Here is a 22,447-nt window from a genome sequence, read left to right as displayed (position 1 = left end):
TTGAACCGCATGATTTTGGACAGCTTGCTGCCCGAATTTGGCCTCTTGCATGCGAGCGAAACTGAACGCCAGCACCTCAACCGCGTCTGGCACCGGCTGCAGGCCTGGCCCGACAGTGTGGCGGGGCTCAACCGTTTGAAGCGCCGCTTCACCCTCACCACCTTGTCGAATGGCAACATCGGATTGCTCACGAACATGGCCAAGCGGGCCGGCTTGCCTTGGGACTGCGTGCTGAGCGCAGAGGTATTTCGCGCCTACAAACCCGACCCGGCCACCTACCTGGGCGTGGCCAAGGTGTTCAACCTGGCCCCAGAGCAGGTCATGCTGGTGGCCGCACACCACGAGGACTTGGCAGGCGCTCGTGCTTGCGGTTTGCGCAGCGCCTACATCGAACGCCCTTTGGAGTTTGGCGCAGGCCACCCCAAAGATGTCTCGCCCCGTGCGGGCAATGACCTTCATGCGTTTGATTTGAATGCCCTGGCCGATCAACTCGGTTGCTGAAGCCCTCGCCGGCCCATTGAGGCCACCGCCACACCCCTTCTCCGACTCAACCGCGCAAGAGTTTTTCTTCGGCCACCGCCAATGTTTGTGACTTGCCCGACAACACCAGCGTATCGCCCGATGAAAACTCGGTGTCGTCGGTGACTTTTTCAGTCTGGCCATTGGCCCGGCGCAAATTCACCACGCGCACGCCAATGGCGTGAAACGCCAAGTCTTTTACTTGTTTGCCCAACCAGGGCGAAGCCTGAGGCAGACCCACCGTGGTCAAACGCTCGTGCTCGATTTCGTCCAGTGTGTCGTCATCCGCGCCATGAAAATACCCGCGCAACAGGTTGTATCGGGCATCGCGTTGGTCTTGCACGATACGGATCACGCGCCGCATGGGCACACCCACCAGCGCCAGCGCATGGCTGGCCAGCATCAGCGAGCCTTCCAGGGCCTCGGGCACCACTTCAGTGGCGCCAGCGAGCTGCAATTTTTCCAAGTCCAAATCGTCTTTTGTGCGCACGATCACCGGCACTTGGGGCGCATGACTGTGGGTGTGGTCCAACACCTTCATGGCAGCAGGCACATCCAGGTAAGTGATGACCACGGCACTCGCGCGGGCCAGGCCTGCAGCCATGAGCGCCTGCAAGCGCCCGGCATCGCCAAACACCACCGAATCACCGGCTGCAGCCGCCTGCCGAACCCGGTCAGGGTCCAAATCCAGCGCCATGTAGGGGATGTTTTCCTTTTCGAGCATCCGTGCCAGGTTTTGGCCACAACGCCCATAGCCGCAAATGATGACGTGTTTGGATGTGTTGATCGACTTGCGGGCAATGGTGGTCATCTGCAAAGACTGTTGTAACCACTCGTTGGCCACCACTTTGAGCACGATGCGGTCGCTGTGCATGATGATGAAAGGCGTGGCCATCATGGACAGCACCATGCTGGCCAACACGGGGTTGAGCAAAGCGGGGGGGATGATCTGGCTTTGCGCACCCAAGGTGAGCAACACAAAGCCGAACTCACCGGCTTGCGCCAAGTACAAACCCGTGCGCAGCGCCACCCCATGGCTGGCGCCAGTCATCTTGGCCAATGCCGCCACCAACACCAACTTGAACAACACCGGCAAGGTCGTGAGCAGCAACACCAGTGCCCAGCGGTCCACCACAATGTGCCAGTCCAGCATCATGCCAATGGTGATAAAGAACAGGCCCAGCAACACGTCGTGGAAAGGCCGAATGTCCAGTTCCACCTGGTGCTTGTACTCGGTCTCTGAGATCAGCATGCCCGCCACAAAAGCACCCAGTGCCAAACTCAGGCCAGCCATTTCTGTGATCCAAGACAGCCCCAGCGTGACCAACAGCAAGTTCAGCACAAACAACTCTTCGCTTTTGCGTCGCGCCACCAAAGTCAACCACCAGCGCATGACCCTTTGGCCACCCGTCATCAACACCGTGATCAACACCGTGGCCTTGGCGGCTGCCAGCAGCAAGGAAGAAAACATCTCTTCGGCTGGCGCACTCAAGGCCGGGATCATCACAATCAGCGGCACGACCGCCAAATCTTGGAACAACAACACACCGACCACGCGCTTGCCATGCTCGGACTCCAACTCCAATCGGTCGGCCACCAGTTTGATCACGATCGCCGTGCTGCTCATGGCCATGGCGCTGGACAAAGCCAAAGCGGTTTGCCACTCCATCTTCCAAAGCGTGGGGGCCAAAGTGGCCACGAACAAGGAAAACACGGTCACGATGACAAGGGTCAACACCACCTGCAACAACCCCAGACCGAAGACATGCTTGCGCATGGAGCGCAACTTGGGCAAGTTGAATTCCAGCCCAATCACAAACATCAAGAACACCACGCCAAACTCGGCCAGATGTTTCACGCCTGCTGAGTTTTGTGCCAGCGCCATGGCATTGGGGCCAATCACCACGCCGACCGCCAAATAACCCAACATAGGCGGCAACTTGAGCATGCGGCAGCCGACCACGCCCAGCACGGCAGCCAACAAATACAACAAGGTCAATTCCAAAGCGCCCATGCCTGGATGTTAACAAGCACGGATGACGCAACTGACCCTGGTGCGGCGGCTTGCAAGGGTTTGTCAAAGGCGCCATGCAAGCGCCCGATAAAATGGCGCCATGCCCGTCAATTCCACCCACACCCTTCAGCTTGCACGCGAGACCTTGGCCATTGAAGCGGCCGCCTTGCTGCAAGCCCAAAGCCGTCTGGACGACCGGTTTGTTAAAGCCGTGGATTTGGTGCTGGGCATACAGGGCCGAGTCGTCGTGACGGGAATGGGCAAAAGTGGACACATCGGCAACAAAATTGCCGCCACCTTGGCCTCGACGGGCACCCCGGCCATGTTTGTGCATCCTGGCGAAGCCAGCCATGGCGATCTGGGCATGATCCAGGCCATCGACGTGGTGATGGCCATCTCCAACAGCGGTGAGAGCGACGAGCTGGTGGCGATCTTGCCGGTCCTCAAACGCCTGGGTGTGCCCTTGCTGGCCATGACAGGCGGGCTGACTTCTTCACTGGCACGCCATGCCGACATCGTGCTCGATTGCTCGGTTGACAAAGAAGCCTGCCCCCTGAACTTGGCCCCTACCGCCAGCACCACGGTGCAATTGGCCATGGGCGACGCCTTGGCGGTGGCCCTGCTGGATGCCCGGGGCTTCAAACCCGAAGACTTTGCCCGCTCCCACCCCGGTGGTGCTCTGGGTCGCCGCCTGCTGACCCATGTGGCCGACGTGATGCGCCAAGGCGATGCCGTGCCCCAGGTTAGCCCCGACGCCGAGTTCACCGCCCTCATGCGCGAAATGAGCAGCAAAGGCTTGGGGGCCACATCTGTCACCGATGCCGCGGGTCGCGTGCTGGGCGTGTTCACTGACGGTGACTTGCGCCGCCTGATTGAAAAAGGCGCTGATTTGCGCAGCCTGAAAGCCTGCGATGTGATGCATACCAACCCGCACACCATCCATGTGGGCGCTTTGGCCGTTGAAGCGGCGGAGATGATGGAGCAACGCCGCATCACCAGCATTTTGGTGGTCGACGATGCAGGGCTGCTGTGCGGCGCCTTGAACACCAACGACCTGATGCGAGCCAAGGTGATTTGACATGCCAACATTGACCCCCGCTTTGATTTTCCCCCCCGAGTTGCTGTTGCAAGCCCAAGGCATCCGCGTGGTGTTCTTCGATGTGGATGGGGTGCTCACCGACGGGGGGCTGTATTTTTCCGAGTCCGGCGAAGCGCTCAAGCGTTTCCACTCGCTCGACGGGCAAGGCCTGAAGTTGCTGCAACAGGTGGGGATCACCCCTGTGGTCATCACGGGGCGCGACTCGCCCGCACTGCGACTGCGCCTCCAAGCCCTGGGCATCACCCATGCGCGTTTTGGCACAGAAGACAAGCGTCCAGCCGCTGAGGAATTTTTAGCCACTCTGGGGCTCGACTGGTCCCAAGCGGCCGCCATGGGCGATGACTGGCCCGACTTGCCTGTCATGCAACGAGCGGCCTTGGCTTGCTCGCCAGCGAACGGTCATGCCCAAGTCAAAGCCTTGGCCCACCACATCACCACCGAGCGCGGTGGCGAAGGTGCAGTACGCGCTTTGTGCGATCTGTTGTTGGTGGCCTCTGGCCATTACGCCACTTTGTTGGCACAAGTCGGCGACCATGCCCACACCGGACCTTCTGAATGAAACTGCGCCGACTCTTGGATGCCTTGAGCCTGTATCTGCCTTTGATCGTTGTGGCCATGCTGGCATCGGGCAGCTGGTGGTTGGTCCGAAGCATCCCCGCCCTGAGCAGCCCTGAAGCCAACAAGCCCGTTCGCCAAGAACCGGATTACCGTCTGAGCGATTTTTCTGTCAAGTCTTTTAACGCCACGGGGCAAATGACGCGGGAAATCACAGGCAAGAAAGCGCAGCACTTCCCCGCGACAGAGAACCTTCAAATCGAAGAAATCCGCATCTTTGCTCAAAATGACAATGGCAGCCGCATGAGCGCACAGGCCCTGCAGGGCGTTGCAAGCGACGATGGCACCCAGGTCACGCTGGTCGGTCAGGCACAGACCATCCAGCATGCACAAGAAAACCGCCCGCAAATTGAACTGCGCGGAGAGCGGTTGGTGGCCTTGCCCGATGAAGACCGTGTGCTTTCCGACGACCCCGTCCACATCACCCGTGGCCGCGATGTGTTCACTGCCAACACCATGAACTTCAACAGCAACACAGGGGAATACGTGCTGCAAGGTCGTGTTCGCGGCACCTTGATGCCCACAACCACAAAACCCTGAGGGGCTGTGGTCGATGGCCAGAAACAACAAAGCCCTGCTGACAGGGCTTTGCTTTAAAGCGAACGCCGTTCACCCAGAACGGTTGATCATGCGTCAGTAACCGTTACCACCGCCATAACCACCGCCGCCGCCTTCACGGCGTCCACCACCGCGGGGCCCAGCGCCGTAAGGGCTTCGGAAACCACCACCGCCGCCTTCGCCACCACTTTCACGGCGACCACCGCCACCTTCGCGGCCACCGCCATAGCCGCCACCGCCTTCACGGCCACCGCCATAGCCACCGCCGCCGCCTTCACGGCCACCACCATAACCACCGCCGCCGCCTTCGCGACCGCCACCAAAGCCGCCGCCTTCACGGCGACCACCACCATAGCCGCCACCGCCACCAAAGCCACCCCCACCTGTGCGGGGGGGACGTGCTTCCATGGGGCGGGCTTCGTTGACCACCACGTTGCGGCCGCCCAGAGGCTGGCCATTCATGCCGTTGATCGCCGCTTGCGCTTCGCTATCGCTGCCCATTTCCACAAAGCCGAAGCCTTTGGAGCGGCCCGTATCACGTTCCATCATGACTTTGGCGCTGGTCACAGCACCGAATTCACCGAAGGCTTGTTCCAGATCGCCGTCGCGAACCGAGTAAGGCAGGTTGCCGACATAAAGTTTGTTGCCCATAAAAGGGACTCCTCAAAACACTGAAATAAAAGCGATGGAGCTCCGATAACGCATTCGTCAAACCTGAAAACTTCGGAAAGAAAGCGAAACTGATCTGGTCACCGCAAACAAGACTTTGCTGTTAATTACAGCAAAGTGAAAATATTATGATCGATAAAACAAAATAAAACGCAAGGGATAATCCCTGAAAACCACTGCAAAAGGGCCTTGGAGCCCCAATCTGTTGTTTTACCAACTCACTTCACGATCGGGTGCGGCGCTGATTTTGTGAACACTCAAGTCGGCGCCATCAAACTCTTCTTCTGGGCTAAGTTTCAAACCCAAAGTCAGTTTGAGCACGCCGTAAACGACCACCCCGCCCAACAAAGCCCAAGTCACGCCCAAACCCGTGCCGATCAATTGCGCAGTCAAATTGACGCCGCCCAGGCCACCCAGGCTTTGTGCGCCAAAAATACCCGCGGCGATACCGCCCCAAGCGCCACACACGCCATGCAATGGCCAAACGCCAAGCACATCGTCGATCTTCCATTTGTTTTGGGTCAGGGTGAACATGATCACAAACAGGCCACCAGCCACAGCACCGACCACCAACGCACCAAATGGGTGCATCAGGTCAGAGCCCGCACAAACCGCCACCAGACCGGCCAAAGGGCCGTTGTGCACGAAACCCGGGTCATTTTTGCCCAGCACCAAAGCGACCAGCGTGCCGCCTACCATGGCCATCAGCGAATTGACGGCCACCAGACCCGAAATTTTGTCGAGGGTCTGGGCACTCATCACGTTAAAGCCGAACCAGCCCACGATCAAAATCCAAGAACCCAGAGCCAAAAACGGAATGCTGGAGGGCGGGTGGGCCGAAACCTCACCGTTTTTGCGGTAGCGGTTATAACGCGCGCCCAACAAAACCACCGCGGGCAAAGCGATCCAGCCGCCCATGGCATGCACCACGACGGAGCCCGCAAAGTCATGGAACTCATCACCTGTGACCGCCTTGATCCAGGCTTGCACGCCAAAGTGCTGGTTCCAGGCAATGCCTTCAAAAAAGGGATAAATGAAACCCACAATCACCGCAGTGGCAATGAGCTGGGGCCAGAACTTGGCGCGCTCGGCAATGCCGCCCGAGACGATGGCAGGGATGGCGGCGGCAAAGGTCAGCAAGAAGAAGAACTTGACCAAGTCGTAGCCGTTTTTGGCGGCCAATTGCTCGGCCCCCACAAAGAAGGTCGTGCCATAGGCCACGCTGTAGCCGACCACAAAATACACCACCGTGGAGACCGAAAAGTCGACCAAAATTTTGACCAGCGCGTTGACTTGGTTCTTTTTACGAACCGTACCCAGCTCCAAAAAAGCAAAACCGGCGTGCATGGCCAGCACCATGATGCCGCCCAACAATATAAATAGCGCGTCCGCGCCCTGTTTCAGTGCTTCCATGAAGTTCTCTTGGTGATTTTTGATTTAAGTTGGTGCATAAAGGGCCGGAAAACCCTGCGCGCACCAAACGAAAGCAAGAAATAAGCCCAAATTGATGCACATCAACAAACCGCCTCAAAACGGTCACGTAAGATGCATTCACTTTGAACTCCGAACTGCCCGTTCCCCATGGATGCATTCCTCGTCTCTACCGGCATCGTGGCTTTGGCCGAAATGGGCGACAAAACCCAACTTTTGTCGCTGGTGCTTGCGGCCCGCTTTCGCAAACCCTGGCCCATCGTGTTGGGCATTTTGGTGGCCACACTGGCCAACCACGGATTGGCCGGCGCCTTGGGCAGTTGGGTCACCACGGTGGTGGGCCCCGATGTGCTGCGATGGCTGCTGGGGGCTTCCTTCATGGCCATGGCCGCGTGGATGCTGATCCCCGACAAACTGGACGACGAATCAGGAAACGAAGCCCCCCGCATGGGCGTTTTCCTGACCACCGTGGTGGCCTTCTTTCTGGCCGAGATGGGTGACAAAACCCAAATCGCCACCGTGATGCTGGCCGCGCAATACAACGCTTGGTTAGCCGTGGTGGCAGGCACCACCTTGGGCATGATGTTGGCCAACGCCCCTGTGGTGTGGTTCGGCGACGCCATCACCCAACGCGTGCCATTGCGCTGGGTGCACCGGATCTCGGCCGGCGTCTTTGCCGTGCTCGGCGCAGTGGCGCTGCTGGGCTGGGGCTGATTTATACTCCCATGGCGCCGATTTGCTCCAGCTTGCGGGCGCAGGAATTCAATGGATTCCAAAATGCAGCTAAAGAGGTCGAGTCCAACCCGGTATCGCTTCTTGAGCGTTATCGGGTTTTTTCATTTTCGCCATGCGCTTGATTGCCACGCCACAGTCGATGACCTTTGAAGCCGCCTTGCCTTTGCAAAGCGGCGCCACCATCCGTGCGTACTCCCTCAGCTACGAAACCTACGGCACGCTCAACGCCGACAAGTCCAACGCGGTGCTGATTTGCCACGCGCTCAACGCCTCGCACCATGTGGCGGGGGTCTACACCGACCAACCCAACAATGTAGGCTGGTGGGACAACATGATTGGCCCGGGCAAACCGCTGGACACCGATCGCTTTTTCGTCATTGGCGTGAACAACCTGGGTTCTTGCTTTGGCTCCACCGGCCCCATGCATGTGAACCCCGACACCGGCCATGTGTACGGCGCCGACTTTCCTGTGGTCACTGTCGAAGACTGGGTCAACGCCCAGGCGCGTTTGCTGGACGCTTTGGGCATTGTCCAACTGGCCGCCGTGATGGGCGGAAGCTTGGGCGGGATGCAAGCGCTCTCGTGGACATTGCAATACCCCGAGCGCGTGCAACACGCCGTGGTGGTGGCCAGCGCACCCAACCTGAACGCCGAAAACATCGCCTTCAATGAAGTGGCCCGCCGCGCCATCGTGACCGACCCGGATTTCCACAACGGCCATTTTTACGAGCACGGCGTGGTGCCCAAACGCGGTCTGCGCATCGCCCGAATGATCGGCCACATCACCTACCTCAGCGACGACGTGATGAACGAGAAGTTCGGCCGTGAGTTGCGCAACGCGGTCAACAGCGCCACAGGCTACAAATACTCCACACAAGACGTGGAGTTCCAGATTGAAAGCTACTTGCGCTACCAAGGCGACAAGTTCAGCGAATACTTTGACGCCAACACCTATTTGCTGATCACCCGGGCCCTCGATTACTTCGACCCGGCCCAAGCTTTTGGCGGCGACTTGTCCAAAGCCCTAGAGCGTGCGGCCTGCAAATTTTTGCTGGTGAGCTTCACCACCGACTGGCGTTTTTCGCCTGCACGCAGCCGCGAAATGGTCAAAGGCCTGATCGACAACCGCCGCGACGTGAGTTATGCCGAGATCGATGCACCCCACGGCCACGATGCCTTTTTGCTCGACGATGCACGCTACCTGAACCTTGTGCGTGCCTACTTTGACAAGATCGCGCAAAGCCTCACACCCGCGATTGGAGGTGCCGCATGAGCGACCCCTTGATCTTGCAAGCGATCGCCCGCTTGGTGCCACAAGGCGCACGCGTGCTGGATTTGGGCTGCGGGGATGGCGCCTTGTTGGCGCACCTGCAAGAGCACAAGGGCTGCACGGGCTACGGTGTGGAACTCGACGACACCAATGTGCTGGCCTGCGCGCAGCGCGGCGTGAACGTGCTGCAGCTGAACCTGGACCAGGGCCTGAAAGTCTTTGCAGACCAATCTTTTGATGTGGTGTTGCAAATCGACACCCTTCAACACCTGCGCAATGCCGAGGTGATGCTGCGCGAGACCGCGCGCGTGGGCAAGATCGGCATTGTGGCCTTTCCCAACTTCGGACACTGGTTCAACCGCCTGAGTGTGCTGCGTGGCCGCATGCCCGTGACCAAACGCCTGCCCTACCAGTGGTACGACACGCCCAACATCCGTGTGGGCACCTTTGCCGACTTCGGTGACCTGGCCCATAAAAACCAGTTGCAGGTATTAGACGCTTTTGGCCTGCAAAATGGCCAGGAAGTGCGCACATTACCCAACCTGATGGCCGGCACGGCCGTTTACAAACTGCAGCGCCGCTGACATGTCCTCCGCGCCCGGCAACCAGGCCACTGGCGCCCACAGCCCATGGCTGATCGCCAACGTGCTGGCGCAAATCTCATTTGGCCTTCTGGCCATGACCTTGTGCCTGCCGTCCATGCAGGAGTGGGGCACTGTCTTCGCTACCCACCAAGCCGATGTGCAGCTGACCTTCAGCGGCTATGTGGTGGCCTACGGTGCCTTGCAACTGGTCTACGGTCCACTGTCTGACCGGCATGGTCGCCAACCCATCTTGATGCTGGGTCTGGTCGTGGCGGGGCTGGCCTCCGTCATGGCTGCGCTGGCCACCGACATCGCCACACTCACCGCTGCCCGGGTGCTGCAAGGCGCGGGCAGCGCGGCCAGCATGGTGGTCGGTCGCTCCATGGTGCAAGACCTGTTCAGAGGGCCGCATCGCACCCGTGTCATGGCCTACATCGGCATGGCGCTGGGCCTGTGCCCGCCACTGGCCACACTGGTTGGCGGACAGATCCATGTGCGCTTTGGCTGGCAAGCCAACTTTGTGCTGCTGGCTGTGTTGGCTGTGCTGCTCTTGGTGGCCGCTTGACTGGGCTTGCCGCGTTTGACCCCCTCCGCGCCCGCTGCTGGGCACTGGCTGCGGGCCATGCTCAGCGCCTACGCCCGTTTGCTGCGCGAGCCGCGCTTTTTGCTGTATGCGGCCATCCTCGCGGCCACCACCGCCACGTTTTACGCTTTCCTTGCGGGGGCCCCCATCGTGCTCAAGGGCTACGGCATCGGGCCGGACGGCATTGGCTGGTTCATCATGGCCGTGCCCGTGTCGTACATTCTGGGCAACTTCATGACCTCCAGGCTGATTCAGCAAGCGGGCGAATCGCGTGTGATGGTTTGGGGGCAGTCCCTGACGCTGGGCGGTTTGGTCGTGATGCTGGCATTGGGCTTGGGGGGTGTGCAATCGGCTCTGGCTGTGGCTTTGCCGCTGCTCTTGCTGGGTTTTGGCCACGGCTTGCTGAACCCGCCTGCGCTGGCCGGCACCGTGGGTGTGCTGCCCGCACTGGCCGGCTCGGCCGCTGCGGTGGCCGGCCTGATGCAACAACTGACCGGGGCCGCCGGGGGTTATCTGGTGGGTCTGGTGCCGCATCACGGCGCGGTCAACCTGGGCTGGGTGATGTTGGCCTTTGCCCTGACCGGTGTGGCGGCACAGTTTTTCCTGCGCAGGCGCTGAACGCGCTGTTGCAAGTGAACCATCGGGGCCATTGGCTGTTTCGTACCGCCGTTTTCAAACTTCGGCGTGCATCAGGTCTCCAGTTCAACTGGAGGCATTGCGGAAATACACGCCTTCAAACCGCCTTGCAATGGCTGCATGGCCCGCGCGGTTGGGGTGAAGGCCATCACCGGCTTCGCCCAAAGTGCTGTCGCCGTTGAACTGGCTGCGCAAGCGTCCGGTTTTGTCGTCCGTCAAAGCGGCATCCACGTCGGCATAGTCATCGAACAAAGTGCCCTGGCGCACTTGCTGGTTGAACGCTCGTCTGCGGGCATCTTGCTCAGCGCCGCCATGCCCAGGCCGGGTGCTGCCCAAGGCAGAGGGAACCGTGGCACCGATCACCCGCAAGCCTTTGGCTTGCATTTGTGCGACAGCGTCGCGCATGGCCTGAACGACCGTGGCCACCTCGGCCTGGCCGTTGTCGCTGAAGTCGTTGATGCCTTGCAACCACATCACGGTTTGGACGCCCGACAGGCTCAGGACATCTCGGTTGATCCTTTCGGCAGCCGCAGGGCCTCCGCGCCAAGGCCCCAGCGATGGCGAAGGCCCTGCCACCTGGTTGCCGCCAATGCCCGCGTTGACCACCGCCATCTGACGGTGACCTGCAGCCCACACACGGCGTTGCATCACATCGGTCCATCGGTCATGGCCATTGAGTGTGGTGGCTGTGCCGTCTGTCAATGAATCCCCGAAAGCCACCACCGCGTGGACCGACTCGGGCAGCCAAGCATCGAGGGCATCGATGAAAAAAGTGGAGGTGGTGGTGTGCGGAAATCGGGTTTCAGAGGCATCGGCTGCGGCCAGTGGGTCACCCGGCTGAGACACATAGGATGTCGCCATGGATTTCGCATGCCAGGTGATGGGGCCACTGGCCTCTGGCAAAAAGGCACTGAAAGCCAAGGCGCGACCGTCCATCCAAGCCAAGGCGTGATCGCTCAGCCAAGGCAAGTCCACCGCCGGCGTCCACAGGGTCTGACCAGCGCCAATGTCCATGTCGGGCAAGGCCACGCGGGTGTCAGGCCAACACGCGCCGCCCCCCGCATGCAGCGCCAAGCGAATGCCCCGCAGCGCCAAGGGTCGATCACCAAAGGCATGGCTGATGCGAAGCCGAAATCGTTGAGACCACACAGCGGGCCGGATGACCATGCGCAAGGATTGGTTTTGCAATCCCAAAAGGGGATCGGGAATGGCCGTGGTGAGGTCCGGTTGGGCAATGACCGAGCCTGTGGGGTAAGCCCCCTGGGCCGAAGCCGCCCAACAGCTGACCCAATGGCATGGCGAAGCCATGCCCCCGTGGGCATTCACCCCCACAGTCCCAACCAGCGGCGCGCCCGGTCGACGATGGGCTTGTCCAACATGCGGCCATCCAACAGGATGGCGCCCAAGCCCTGCGCCCTGGCGGCTCCATCGACCGCCAGAACACGTTGGGCCCAGGCGAGCTCTTGTTCGCTGGGCGAAAACCCCCGATTGACCACCGGCACTTGGCGCGGGTGGATGCACACCGAGCCGGTGAAGCCCATGGCTCGGGCCGAGTCGACAGCCCGCGCAAAAGACACCATGTCGTCCACTTCAGCGATGCTGGCCGCCAGACCCCAGCTCTGCAGGCCATAGGCATGCGCGCAGGTCAGCACCTGTTGTGCCGGCCAGGTCAAAGCCGCGGGATCGGCAGGCACCCCCAAGGCGCCCGCATAGTCTTCTGAACCAAAGCCCAAAGCACACAAAGCGCTGTGACTGGCGATGCTGGCAGCGGCCAAGACACCACGCGGCGTTTCAATCAGGGCCGCAATGGGTGGCGCCTGTTCACCGCTCGAACAGGCCAAGGCATGGGCCAGCGCTTGCACCTGATCCCCAGATTCCACCTTGGGCAGCATGATGGCCGACAGGGCATCCACGGGCATGCCCCGAAGGTCCTCTTGCCACAGTGCGGGATCGCTGTTGACGCGCAACACCACCTGCGCCCCCCGCGCGGCCAATTGACGCACTGCGGCCTGGGCCATCGGCCTGGCCGCTGCTTTGCGTTCTGGCGGTATGGCGTCTTCCAGGTCGATCACCAAGGCGTCAGCGCCTCTTTCTGTGGCTTTGGCCAACAGGTGGTCTGCGGTCGCTGGCAAAAACAGCAAAGAGCGCAAAGGTTTCAACGGCATTCCATCGCTCCCAGGGTTTTCAATGATTGGCGTTCTTGAGGGTTCGCACCGAGTTCTGTCAACAGTTCCTCGGTGTGTTGCCCGCGCAGGGGCGCTGCCCGGCGAATGCTGCCCGGCGTCCCTTGCAGTCTGGGCGTGACCTGGTGCATGACCGTGGGCTCCGCACCATCGCCGGCATCGCATTGAATATAGACCCCGCGCTGCACCACATGCGCGTCTTGGATCAATTGAGGTGAGGCATAAATGGGCCCCACCGTCACACCATGCTGGCGAAAGTGTTTCAAGCAATCGTCTTGACTGCGCTGCAGCATGAATTGCGCCACCATGGCATCGAGTTCTTCGTCATGGGCCAAGCGGGCCGCGTTGCTTGAAAAGCGCGGATCAAAAAACAAATCGGACTTTCCAATGGCCTCAAAAACACGCTTGGCCATGGTGTCTGTGGAGCCCGACATGGACACCCATAGGCCATCCTTGCATCGGTAACTGCCGCGCGGCGATGCGATTTTTTGTCCCGGTTCAGGGTCCACGCCAGTCGCTGAGAAATTGCTCACATCGGGGCCCATGATCGCCAGCATGGGCTCGAGCAAAGACAAATCAATGACCTGACCTTGACCACCGCGCACTTCCACTTCGCGCAGCGCGGCCAAGGTGGCAAAGGCCCCCGTCAAACCCGCGACCATGTCGGCCAAGGCCATGTTGGGCAATTGGGGCGCACCACCGGCGCTGCGGTGTTTGTGGGCAAAGCCGCTGAAGCCCTCGATCAAACTGCCAAAGCCTGGCAACTCGCGGTAAGGGCCTGTTTGCCCCCAACCCGACAAACGCACAATGACAAGGCCCGGGTTGTCCGCGTGCAATTGCTCTGGGCTCAGGCCCATGTTTTCCAAGGTGCCGGGCTTGAAACTCTCCACCAAGACCTGTGCTGTGGCAATCAAGCGTTTGAGCCACGGCATCGCCTGAGCATGGCGCAGGTTCAAAGCCAGGCTGCGCTTGTTGCGGGCATAAGTGCGCCACCATCCGTCGTAGCCATCGGGATGATCCGCATGGGGCTCTCGCCATTCACGCAAGGTGTCCCCGGCGCCAGCGGACTCGACTTTGATGACATCGGCGCCAAAGTCCCCCAGTTGCAAGGTGAGCATGTTCCCGGCCACCAGACGCGACAAGTCCACCACGCGTATGCCCTGCAAAGGGCCTGTGGCTTGATTTTGCAGCGCCTCCATGGGAAGGTGTTGGCCAGCGCTCATTCTTGTTTCAAATCCAGCTGACGCACCAAGGGGCTCCAGGTGTCTGCTTCTTTGCGCAACAAATCGTTGAAGGCCGACATAGACACCTTGAGCGGATCGGTTTCAACAGCGGCAAAGCGTTGCGCCACATCGGGGTTGGCGAGCACCTTGGCCGTGGCTGTGGCAATTTTGTCGACCACTTCCTTGGGGGTTCCTTTGGGGGCAAACAAACCACCAATGGCGGCCACCTGCACACCAGGAATGCCCGCCTCACTCAGGGTGGGCACGTCTGGCAATGAGCCCTCTCGGGCCAGGTCGGTGGTGGCCAAGGCACGCAACTTGCCGCTTCGGATCAAGGGCATCGAGGCCGTCAAGGAATCCGTGGCGAACAGGACCTGACCCCCCATCAAATCGGTCAATGCGGCACCACTGCCTTTGTAGGGGACATGGGTGGCCTGAACGCCTGCCTTGCGCAACACCAACTCGCTGCCCAAATGCGTCATGGTGCCAATCCCTGCCGAAGCAAAGCTCTGCGGCTTGGCCCGCACGGTCTGGATCAGCTCGTTCATCGTCTTGGGTGCAGCCGGGGTGTTGGCCACCAAGACCGCAAACGGGGCGCGCATCACAGGCGCCACAGGCACAAAGTCCGAGAGGCTGTATTTCGCATTGGCATTCATCACCGGCACCACAAACAAACCTGCGGTCGATGTGAACAACAAGGTGTAACCGTCAGGCGCCGCACGCACCACGGACTGGTGGCCAATGATGCCGGACGCGCCCACGCGGTTTTCGACCACCACGTTTTGACCCAACAGCGGGCCCATATAGCCCGCCAACAAACGGGCGGTCACGTCACTGCCCGAGCCCGCCCCTTGGGTCACGACCAAAGTGATGGGCTTGCTGGGGTAAGTGTCTGCGAGAGCGGTTGCGCCCCCGAAAACGGTCAAAACCAGGGCTCCCCAATACCGACCCATAGACTGAAGCATGCGTGTCTCCTTGTTAAAGTGGTGTCAAATCATAGCCAATTATTGTTTGCTACAGCAAATATTTCAATGACAAACAAACCCAAGACCATCAGTGCGGCGGCGCTCAAGCGGCATGCGCCTGAAACCTTGATCACCTTTCGCGTTTCCGTGCTGTCGCACCTGCTGGCCAGGGTTGTGGAAAGCTCAGTGGGTCGTGAATTGGGCCTGTCCAGCAGGCAATGGCGACTCTTGGTGATCCTCAACCGCTTGGGGCCGAGCACCTCGGGGCAGGTGGCCGCAGCCACGCACTTGGACCACAGCCAGGTCAGCCGGGCCAGCTACGAACTGGCAGAAAAAGGTTTGATCGCCATGGACACCGACACCGTGGATCGCCGCCGCCAGCTTTTGTCGGCGACTGCGGCGGGGATCGCATTGCTCAGGCAAGGCATTGTGGGATCGATGGCCAGGCAAGATCGCTTGCGAGCGACATTGAGCGACGCAGATTACGAGGCGTTTGGCCGTGTATTGGCCGTGCTCTCAGACGAAGCACACGCCATGCTGGAAGAGGGTCGAAAGCCTCAATAAGCCCGAAATTTCAAGCCGATGAGCGCGCAGCTTGCAAGGCCTCACGCAACACTTTCAAATCGCCAATGTGATTGGCCAGCAGCAAGATCAGGCGGGCATTGAGCGCTTCGCTTTGTTCGTCGCTCAGGCCGTTGTGGGCGTCGATCAGCTGCTCATAGAACTCGTCGCCAGGCGAAAAGTCGCGAAAGAAGCGTCGCCCCGCTTCATGAAAATTCGGTTCGGTTTTCAAAGTGCTGTTCATGTCGATGGCGGTATCGCTGTGGGTGGTGATTCAAATTTGGCCCATGTGGCCACCGAGGGCGCGGGTCAATGCGGCTTGCAGCTGGGCCGTGTCCAGCTGACGCCAGCGGGCAACCACATGCTGATCGGGCCGCAGCAAATAGGTGGTGCCGGCTTGGGCGTCGTAGCGCTTGGCCATCCAGCCTTGCGCGTCCACCAGCACTTGGAAGCCGGGCACTTGCAAAAGCTGTTGGGACACGATCAGGCTGTCCACCGGCACAGCGCCTTGCTTGAGGCTTTGCAGCGCGACCAGGGTCTGGACATCGGGGGCAGCATCGACAAACAACAAAGCTGCAAAGCCGCGCCCCACTTGGTCCAGCAGCCAAGCCTCTTGCCCGTTCACCTGCACGGGGGCATCGTCCATGGGTGCGCCGGGCACCATCTGGCCGGCAAAGGTGTCGCCATCGGGCGTGTTGAGCACCGATTCGGTCAGAAAAGAGGGCATGGACAAGCGCCCTGAGTTCACCAACTTGCGCGCAAACGGGTGATGTTTGGCCAGCGCCAGCACTTGGTTGCGGAAGGTCTTGCTGGTGCGGCTTTTGGGCGTGATGAAGTCGGTCGAGCGCGTCGAGTTCATGATGTTTTCATCGGCAGCAAACTGGCGGTCGTGCGCGTAGGTGTCCAGCAAGCTGTCGCTGGCTTGGCCTTGGATCACCAGCGCCAACTTCCACATCAAATCGTCCGCATCCTGAAAACCCGAATTGGCCCCGCGCGCACCGAAAGGCGAGACCTGGTGCGCCGCATCGCCCACAAACAGCACGCGGCCGTGGCGGAAGTCGGTCATGCGGCGGCACTGGAAGGTGTAGATGCTGACCCACTCCAGCTCAAAAGGCCGCTCATCGCCCAGCATGGCCTTCAGGCGGGGGATGACTTTTTCGGGCTTTTTTTCTTCCTCGGGGTCAGCGTCCCAGCCCAACTGAAAGTCAATGCGCCAGACGTTGTTGCTTTGCTTGTGTAGCAACACGCTTTGATTGGGGTGGAACGGCGGGTCGAACCAGAACCAGCGCTCTGCGGGGTAGTCGGCCTTCATGATCACGTCGGCGATCAAAAACCGGTCCTGGAACACACGGCCTTCGATGTCCAGCCCCAAGTGGCGGCGAATCGGGCTGCGCGCGCCATCGGCGACCACCAGCCAGTCGGCTTCGATGCCGAATATGCCATCGGGCGTTTCGACCGTCAGCGTGGCGTGGTCGTCGTGGGGGGTGACGGCGGTGACTTTGTGCTGCCAGCGGATGTCGGCGCCCAACTCGAGCGCTCTGGCGATCAGCATCTCTTCCACATGGTATTGCTGCAAGTTGATCATGCCGGGGCGCTTGTGGCCGGCGTCGGGCACCAGGTTGAACTGATAAACCTCGCCCTCTTCGAGAAAAGTGCGCCCAATGTTCCAACTCACACCCTGATCGCAGGCCTCATCGGCAATGCCCAAACGGTCCAGGATTTCAAGCGAACGCTTGGCATAGCAAACCGCCCGTGAGCCCACCGAGACGGTTTTGTCGTCGTCAAGCACCAGAACCTGAAGGCCTTGCAGCCGGGCATCAATGGCCGCAGCCAAACCCACCGGGCCCGCGCCAATCACGATCAAAGGCTTGCGTTGCGCAGGCGTCGAGATGAGGTCGACCGGCGACTTGTAGGGATAGATGGGATTGATGTAAGCACCCATGAGGGGTCTCCAGCCATGAAAAATGCACCCTCGGGCGCGACACCTCATAATTTACTATAGATAAATCAGTTTACCTATTCGTAATTTTAGAACTTGGGCATTTGGCCTCAAGGCAGGCCATGTGGTTTGCGGACAGCAGCGATGTTGAAGTCGCGCTATCCTCGAACATTGTCTTTTGTATGACAACTCCATGATCCAACCCTTCACTCCCGTGACCAGCGGTGCACGCCTGTCCGACCAAGTGGCCGAGCAATTAGCGACTGAAATCACGCAAGGCCGGCTCTTGCCGGGCGACAAACTGCCCACCGAAGCCCGTTTGGTCGAACAGTTCGAAGTCAGCCGAACGGTGGTGCGCGAAGCCGTTTCACGCCTCAAGTCACTTGGCCTGGTCGAGTCGCGCCAAGGCAGCGGGGTTTTTGTCAGTCAAAAATTGCCTTTCGCACCGCTCAACTTTGCATCACGCCACGCGGCCTCACAAGAAGCCGTGATTCAGATGGTCGAGGTGCGACGGGCCCTGGAGGCCGAAGTGGCCGCGTTGGCCGCTGAGCGGCGCAATGACCGCGATATCCTGGCCATCGAAAAAGCCGTTCAGGCACTGGATGCGGCCGTGAAATCGGGTGGCGACGGTGTGGACGAAGACGTGAAGTTTCACCGCGCCATTGCCGATGCCACGCGCAACCCGTTTTTGATTCAGACGCTGGAATACCTGGGTCAATTCTTGCATGGCGCCACGCAAGTGACCCGCGCCAACGAAGCGCGCCGCATGGACTTTGCGGCGCAAGTGCAAACCGAGCACCTAGCGATTTTGCAAGCCGTCCAAGCCGGTGACGCGGCGGCAGCACGTGATGCCGCCGCCAAGCACATGGGCAACGCCATCACCCGCATCCGCAGCGCCGACCCAGCCTTCTGGCATCAAGAGGGCGAGCGGCTGGCCCAGCCGCTGGTCAAAGGGCTGCGGGCTTGAATCACTCCGCCTTGATGTTGGCGGCCTTGACCACTGCCGCGTAACGCGACAGGTCACGCGCCATGTCGCGGCCAAACTTTTCTGGGCCCCCTGGGCTGGCGGTGATGCCCAAGGTGTTCAGGCGTTCGCGCACGGCCGGGTCGTTCAGCACCGCGTTCAACTCCGTGTTGAGCTTGTCCACAACCGCCCTGGGCGTTTTGGCCGGGGCCAGCAAGCCGACCCAGGAGTTGATGTCGAAATCGTTCAAACCGGCTTCAATGAACGTGGGCACGTCAGGCAGGGAAGGCGCGCGCTGGGCGCTGGACACCGCCACGGCATGCAGCTTGCCCGACTTGACGTGGGGGAAAGCACCGGCCACTGCGGTGTAGACCAAGGGAATATTGCCACCGAGCACATCGGTCAACGCTTGGCCACCGCCTTTGTAGGGGATGTGCGTGAGGTTGGCACCGGTGCGCTGTTTAAGCAATTCACCTGCAATGTGCGGCGTGCCACCCGTGCCAGACGTGCCGTATGACAGGCCACCCGACTGGGTTTTGGACAAAGTGATCACTTGTTGCAGCGTTTTGGCCGACACGCCAGGGTGCGACACCAAAATCAAAATCGCGTCACCGATTTTGCCAATCGGTGCGAAGTCTTTCGCGGTATCAAAACCCACTTTGGGAAACACATGCGGGTTGATGACCATGGTGCCATCAAAGGCCAGCAGCAAGGTGTGGCCATCGGGCTCGGCCGCCGCCACCATTTGCGTGCCGATGTTGCCCGAAGCGCCGGGTTTGTTGTCCACGATCACCTGCTGGCCCAGCCGCTTGGACAGCTGCTCGGCGATCAGGCGACCGCTGGTGTCGGTCACGCCGCCCACCGCAAAGGGCACCACCAGGCGAATGGGTTTGGCCGGATAGGCCGCTTGCGCAGCGGCCGTACCGGCGCTCAGGGCCAGCCCAGTGCAAGCCGCCGCCATCATGCAGGTGCTGAGCGCGACTTTGAGCCATTGGCGGCGCGGGGGTGTTGTCTTATTTGGCATGGTTGTCTCCTATGATTGTTAATCGGTTTCAGCGTAGCGTTTTTCAAATGCCCAAACATCTTCAAAGCCCATGAGCTTCGTCAAATCGGCAAAGTCATAAAGGGGCGTCGGGCCATTGGCCGACGAGCCCGTGTCCTTGAACTGTCGGTAAACCTGCGTCATGGCCTGCACACCCGCCAGCAAGGCAGTGACCGGGAAGATGGCGATCTTGTAACCCAGCGCCTCCAGCTCGGGGCGGGTCAGCACCGGTGTGCGGCCTTTCTCGACCATGTTGGCGACCAACGGCAGGTCAAAACTCTGGCCAATGCGGCGCATTTCTTCTTCGGTCTCGGGCGACTCCACAAACAGGATGTCGGCACCGGCTTTGGCGTAGGCCTCAGCCCGGCGCAGCGCTTCATCCAGGCCCAGCGTGGTGCGGGCATCGGTGCGGGCGATGATCAAAAAATCTTTGGAGTCGCGCGAGTCCACCGCCACCTGGATCTTGCGCACCATGTCGGCCATGGGGATGACGCGACGGCCCGGCGTGTGGCCGCATTTTTTGGGGAACTCCTGATCTTCCAACTGGATGGCGCAAGCGCCTGCCGCCTCATAGCCCCGGATGGTGTGGCGCATGTTGAGCAAGCCGCCGTAGCCGGTATCGGCATCGGCGATCAAGGGCGTGCGGGCCATGCCGGCCATGGCCGTGACGCGCCCCACCATGTCGCTGTAAGTGGCCAAACCCGCATCGGGCAAACCCATGTGCGAAGCAACGGTGCCGTAACCGGTCATGTACAGCGCATCAAAGCCGAAGCTGTCGGCCAGGCGCAAAGACACCATGTCAAAAACGCCAGGGGCCACCACGAGGCCAACTTGGTTCAAACGCGCTCTCAATGCAGAGGTTTTGAGGTTCATAAAGCAACAGGGTATGAAGGGTGGTTAAATTGCCAAACCAATCCCCTCATTTCAGCAGAAGAGAACTTCATGGACCTGCACCTTCGCGACAAGCATGTATTGATCACTGGCGGCAGCAAAGGCATTGGCCTGGCCTGCGCCCAAGCCTTTTTGGAAGAAGGCGCCAAAGTGACCCTCGTCTCCCGCGAGGCGGCCAACCTGGACGCGGCACGGCAACAACTGCAAGCGACTTTTCCTGCTGACCGCATCCACACCGTGGCGGCCAATCTGCGCGATGCTGCAGCGGCGCTGCAGGCCTTGGATTCGGCCGAGAACACGTTCGGCGCAGTGGATGTGCTGGTCAATTCGGCAGGCGCTGCCAAACGCACACCCGCCCCAGATCTGACACCCGAAGCCTATGCCGATGCCATGCAGGCCAAGTACTTCACCTATGTGCACATGATCACGCCCAGCATCCAGCGCATGGCCGCTCGCGGTGCTGGGAACGTGGTCAACGTGGTGGGCAATGGTGGCAAAGTGGCCAGCCCCATTCACCTGCCCGGCGGAGCGGCCAACGCCGCGTTGATGCTGGTGAGCGCAGGCTTGGCTGCGGCCTATGGGCCGCAAGGCATTCGCGTCAATGCCATCAACCCCGGCCTGACCTTGACCGACCGCTTGCAAGAGGGCCTGGCCGCCGAGGCGCGCATCAAGGGCATCGGCACCGAAGAAGCCATGGCGCAAGCCGTCGCCAAAATCCCGCTGGGACGCATGGCCGATCCCGAAGAAATTGCACACGCCGTGCTGTTCCTGGCCTCGTCCAAAGCCAGTTACATCACCGGCATTTGCATGAGCATGGACGGGGCGCTGAACCCGATCGTGGTTTGATGAACCGCTTGTTCTCCCGCTGTCTGGCTTGGGTCCTGATCAGTCTGGGGGCCCTGAGCCCTGCGCTGGCTGAACTGGCCCCACTCAAAACCGTGCCTGCGGTCGATGTGCCGCGCTACATGGGCACTTGGTACGAAATCGCCAAATACCCGAATTGGTTTCAGAAAAAATGCGCCAGCAGCTCACAGGCCACCTACTCGCTGCAAGCCCATGGCCAGGTGCAAGTGCTCAACCGCTGCAAAACCGACAAAGGCAAATGGAGCGAAGCTTTGGGCGCAGCAAAGCAAATCGGTGGGGCGACTTCGCCCCAGCTCAAGGTGCGCTTTGCACCCTCGTGGTTGTCGTTCATCCCGCTGGTCTGGGGCGATTACTGGATCATCGACCTGGACCCGGACTACCAATGGGTGGTGGTGAGTGAACCCCAGCGCGAGTACTTGTGGATTTTGTCGCGCACGCCGCAAATGCCTGCAGCCACTTACCAGGCGCTGCTGGGCAAGCTGGCCAGACTTGGCTTTGACACCCAGCGCATAGAAGCCAGCAAGCCCTGAGAACCTTCGCTCACAGGTGTGAGCTCCCATAAGAGTCAAATAACTTGAAGGTCAGTGCGCCGTTTCGGCCACACGCACCAAGTGCGCTTCACTGGACTGCAACCAACCTTGATTGGCGGCGGCGTGTGCCAGCTGGGCGATCAGAGCGTGGACATCTGCGTTGACCATGGCCACGGGTTGCAAACGCAGCGCAGCGTCAGAAAAATGGTGCACCACTTCGGCCACGTCGTCAGCGTCCAAGGCCGTGGGTTTCAAGACGGGGCTGCACGGGGCTTTTTGGCCCAAGGCGCGGTAAAACACTGCGGCCAAGTGGCTTGACGCGCCATACACACTGCGCTGCTGGCCCGCAGCGGTCACACGCAGGGTGTCACCATATTTGCCCTTGACGCACTCAGCTTCGCTGATGTCTTTCAGCGCCACATGGTGGACCAAGGTGCCGCTGTCGTTCTCTGAAATGAGCAAGTTTTGATCGGTCAACAACCACAAACCACGGCCCGCCAAAACCACACGACCCAGCACATAAGCCAACACGCGCTCGCCAGGCTGGAGGTGGTCACGCATCTGGTCGACAT

23 protein-coding genes and 1 pseudogene are annotated in these 22,447 nt (G+C 60.4%); 12 read left to right on the top strand and 12 right to left on the bottom strand.

Annotated features, from left to right (window positions below; genetic code table 11):
- A partial coding sequence (locus Q0O19_RS08090; protein WP_295521684.1) for an HAD-IA family hydrolase occupies positions 1-501 on the top strand: 501 nt, incomplete at its 5' end.
- Positions 502-547: 46 nt separating this feature from the next.
- Here the strand turns inward: Q0O19_RS08090 and Q0O19_RS08085 are convergent.
- Complete coding sequence (locus tag Q0O19_RS08085; RefSeq protein WP_295521681.1) at positions 548-2,533, bottom strand: monovalent cation:proton antiporter family protein; 1,986 nt, start codon at positions 2,531-2,533, stop codon at positions 548-550.
- A 100-nt stretch (positions 2,534-2,633) separates the two neighbouring features.
- Between Q0O19_RS08085 and Q0O19_RS08080 the strand changes: the two genes are divergently transcribed.
- From Q0O19_RS08080 to lptC, 3 genes are read left to right on the top strand one after another with little or no spacing between them, the layout of a single operon-like run.
- Complete coding sequence (locus Q0O19_RS08080) at positions 2,634-3,611, top strand: KpsF/GutQ family sugar-phosphate isomerase (protein ID WP_295521677.1); 978 nt, start codon at positions 2,634-2,636, stop codon at positions 3,609-3,611.
- Position 3,612: 1 nt separating this feature from the next.
- A complete protein-coding gene (locus tag Q0O19_RS08075; RefSeq protein WP_295521674.1) occupies positions 3,613-4,191 on the top strand; it encodes an HAD hydrolase family protein in 579 nt (192 codons plus the stop codon).
- Positions 4,188-4,787 carry an LPS export ABC transporter periplasmic protein LptC gene (gene lptC, locus Q0O19_RS08070; RefSeq protein WP_295521671.1) on the top strand — a complete coding sequence of 200 codons (600 nt, stop codon included), beginning with the start codon at positions 4,188-4,190 and terminating at the stop codon, positions 4,785-4,787. Before Q0O19_RS08075 ends, lptC begins: the two co-directional genes overlap by 4 nt.
- A gap of 93 nt (positions 4,788-4,880) precedes the next feature.
- On the opposite strand, the gene Q0O19_RS08065 is transcribed toward lptC, so the two are convergent.
- Positions 4,881-5,456, bottom strand: coding sequence for an RNA-binding protein (locus Q0O19_RS08065; protein ID WP_295521668.1), 576 nt, complete (start codon positions 5,454-5,456; stop codon positions 4,881-4,883).
- Between the two features lie 228 nt (positions 5,457-5,684).
- Positions 5,685-6,887: an ammonium transporter gene (locus Q0O19_RS08060; RefSeq protein ID WP_295521665.1), complete on the bottom strand. Its 1,203-nt coding sequence runs from the start codon at positions 6,885-6,887 to the stop codon at positions 5,685-5,687.
- Positions 6,888-7,055: 168 nt separating this feature from the next.
- Between Q0O19_RS08060 and Q0O19_RS08055 the strand changes: the two genes are divergently transcribed.
- From Q0O19_RS08055 to Q0O19_RS14005, 4 genes and pseudogenes are all read left to right on the top strand, one after another.
- Positions 7,056-7,619 carry a TMEM165/GDT1 family protein gene (locus Q0O19_RS08055; protein WP_295521662.1) on the top strand — a complete coding sequence of 188 codons (564 nt, stop codon included), beginning with the start codon at positions 7,056-7,058 and terminating at the stop codon, positions 7,617-7,619.
- Between the two features lie 133 nt (positions 7,620-7,752).
- The gene (locus Q0O19_RS08050; protein WP_295521659.1) at positions 7,753-8,913 is read left to right on the top strand and encodes a homoserine O-acetyltransferase; all 1,161 of its coding nucleotides are present in this window, start codon (positions 7,753-7,755) and stop codon (positions 8,911-8,913) included.
- Positions 8,910-9,494 (top strand): methionine biosynthesis protein MetW, encoded by a 585-nt coding sequence (metW, locus tag Q0O19_RS08045; RefSeq protein ID WP_295521656.1) that lies wholly within the window; start codon positions 8,910-8,912, stop codon positions 9,492-9,494. The genes Q0O19_RS08050 and metW overlap by 4 nt, the downstream gene beginning before the upstream one ends.
- 1 nt (position 9,495) lies before the next feature.
- Positions 9,496-10,695, top strand: a pseudogene (locus tag Q0O19_RS14005) (Bcr/CflA family efflux MFS transporter).
- Positions 10,696-10,779: 84 nt separating this feature from the next.
- On the opposite strand, the gene Q0O19_RS08030 reads toward Q0O19_RS14005, so the two are convergent.
- The 4 genes from Q0O19_RS08030 to Q0O19_RS08015 are packed head-to-tail and all read right to left on the bottom strand — an operon-like array spanning position 10,780 to position 15,084.
- Positions 10,780-12,021: a GDSL-type esterase/lipase family protein gene (locus Q0O19_RS08030; protein WP_295521646.1), complete on the bottom strand. Its 1,242-nt coding sequence runs from the start codon at positions 12,019-12,021 to the stop codon at positions 10,780-10,782.
- A 14-nt stretch (positions 12,022-12,035) separates the two neighbouring features.
- Complete coding sequence (locus Q0O19_RS08025) at positions 12,036-12,878, bottom strand: CoA ester lyase (protein WP_295521643.1); 843 nt, start codon at positions 12,876-12,878, stop codon at positions 12,036-12,038.
- A complete protein-coding gene (locus tag Q0O19_RS08020; protein ID WP_295521640.1) occupies positions 12,869-14,119 on the bottom strand; it encodes a CaiB/BaiF CoA-transferase family protein in 1,251 nt (416 codons plus the stop codon). Before Q0O19_RS08020 ends, Q0O19_RS08025 begins: the two co-directional genes overlap by 10 nt.
- Positions 14,116-15,084, bottom strand: a complete 969-nt coding sequence (locus Q0O19_RS08015; protein WP_295521638.1) for a tripartite tricarboxylate transporter substrate binding protein — start codon at positions 15,082-15,084, stop codon at positions 14,116-14,118. Before Q0O19_RS08015 ends, Q0O19_RS08020 begins: the two co-directional genes overlap by 4 nt.
- Before the next feature lie 66 nt (positions 15,085-15,150).
- Here Q0O19_RS08015 and Q0O19_RS08010 point away from each other — a divergent pair, with 66 nt between their 5' ends.
- The gene (locus tag Q0O19_RS08010; RefSeq protein WP_295521636.1) at positions 15,151-15,648 is read left to right on the top strand and encodes a MarR family winged helix-turn-helix transcriptional regulator; all 498 of its coding nucleotides are present in this window, start codon (positions 15,151-15,153) and stop codon (positions 15,646-15,648) included.
- A 10-nt stretch (positions 15,649-15,658) separates the two neighbouring features.
- Here Q0O19_RS08010 and Q0O19_RS08005 read toward each other — a convergent pair whose 3' ends face one another.
- Both Q0O19_RS08005 and Q0O19_RS08000 read right to left on the bottom strand, forming a co-directional pair.
- Positions 15,659-15,889 (bottom strand): DUF2783 domain-containing protein, encoded by a 231-nt coding sequence (locus Q0O19_RS08005; RefSeq protein WP_295521634.1) that lies wholly within the window; start codon positions 15,887-15,889, stop codon positions 15,659-15,661.
- A 30-nt stretch (positions 15,890-15,919) separates the two neighbouring features.
- Positions 15,920-17,587: an FAD-dependent oxidoreductase gene (locus Q0O19_RS08000; RefSeq protein WP_295521632.1), complete on the bottom strand. Its 1,668-nt coding sequence runs from the start codon at positions 17,585-17,587 to the stop codon at positions 15,920-15,922.
- Between the two features lie 190 nt (positions 17,588-17,777).
- Between Q0O19_RS08000 and Q0O19_RS07995 the strand changes: the two genes are divergently transcribed.
- On the top strand, positions 17,778-18,551 hold the full coding sequence (locus tag Q0O19_RS07995) for a FadR/GntR family transcriptional regulator (RefSeq protein WP_295521630.1): 774 nt from the start codon (positions 17,778-17,780) through the stop codon (positions 18,549-18,551).
- 1 nt (position 18,552) lies between these two features.
- Here the strand turns inward: Q0O19_RS07995 and Q0O19_RS07990 are convergent, their stop codons facing one another.
- Together Q0O19_RS07990 and Q0O19_RS07985 are read right to left on the bottom strand one after the other, a co-directional pair.
- The gene (locus Q0O19_RS07990; protein ID WP_295521628.1) at positions 18,553-19,572 is read right to left on the bottom strand and encodes a tripartite tricarboxylate transporter substrate binding protein; all 1,020 of its coding nucleotides are present in this window, start codon (positions 19,570-19,572) and stop codon (positions 18,553-18,555) included.
- An 18-nt stretch (positions 19,573-19,590) separates the two neighbouring features.
- Entirely contained in the window at positions 19,591-20,463 is an 873-nt protein-coding gene (locus tag Q0O19_RS07985) for an isocitrate lyase/PEP mutase family protein (protein WP_295521626.1), read from the bottom strand.
- Positions 20,464-20,532: 69 nt separating this feature from the next.
- Between Q0O19_RS07985 and Q0O19_RS07980 the strand changes: the two genes are divergently transcribed.
- On the top strand, positions 20,533-21,327 hold the full coding sequence (locus tag Q0O19_RS07980; protein WP_295521625.1) for an SDR family oxidoreductase: 795 nt from the start codon (positions 20,533-20,535) through the stop codon (positions 21,325-21,327).
- Entirely contained in the window at positions 21,327-21,875 is a 549-nt protein-coding gene (locus tag Q0O19_RS07975; protein ID WP_295521623.1) for a lipocalin family protein, read from the top strand. The genes Q0O19_RS07980 and Q0O19_RS07975 overlap by 1 nt, the downstream gene beginning before the upstream one ends.
- Before the next feature lie 51 nt (positions 21,876-21,926).
- Here the strand turns inward: Q0O19_RS07975 and Q0O19_RS07970 are convergent.
- On the bottom strand, positions 21,927-22,447 hold a 521-nt coding region (locus Q0O19_RS07970; protein ID WP_295521621.1), incomplete at its 5' end, for a hypothetical protein.

The sequence above is a fragment of the Limnohabitans sp. Rim8 genome (assembly GCF_945869175.1).
Taxonomy (GTDB): domain Bacteria; phylum Pseudomonadota; class Gammaproteobacteria; order Burkholderiales; family Burkholderiaceae_C; genus Limnohabitans_A.
This window is presented reverse-complemented; position numbering and strand designations above follow the sequence as displayed.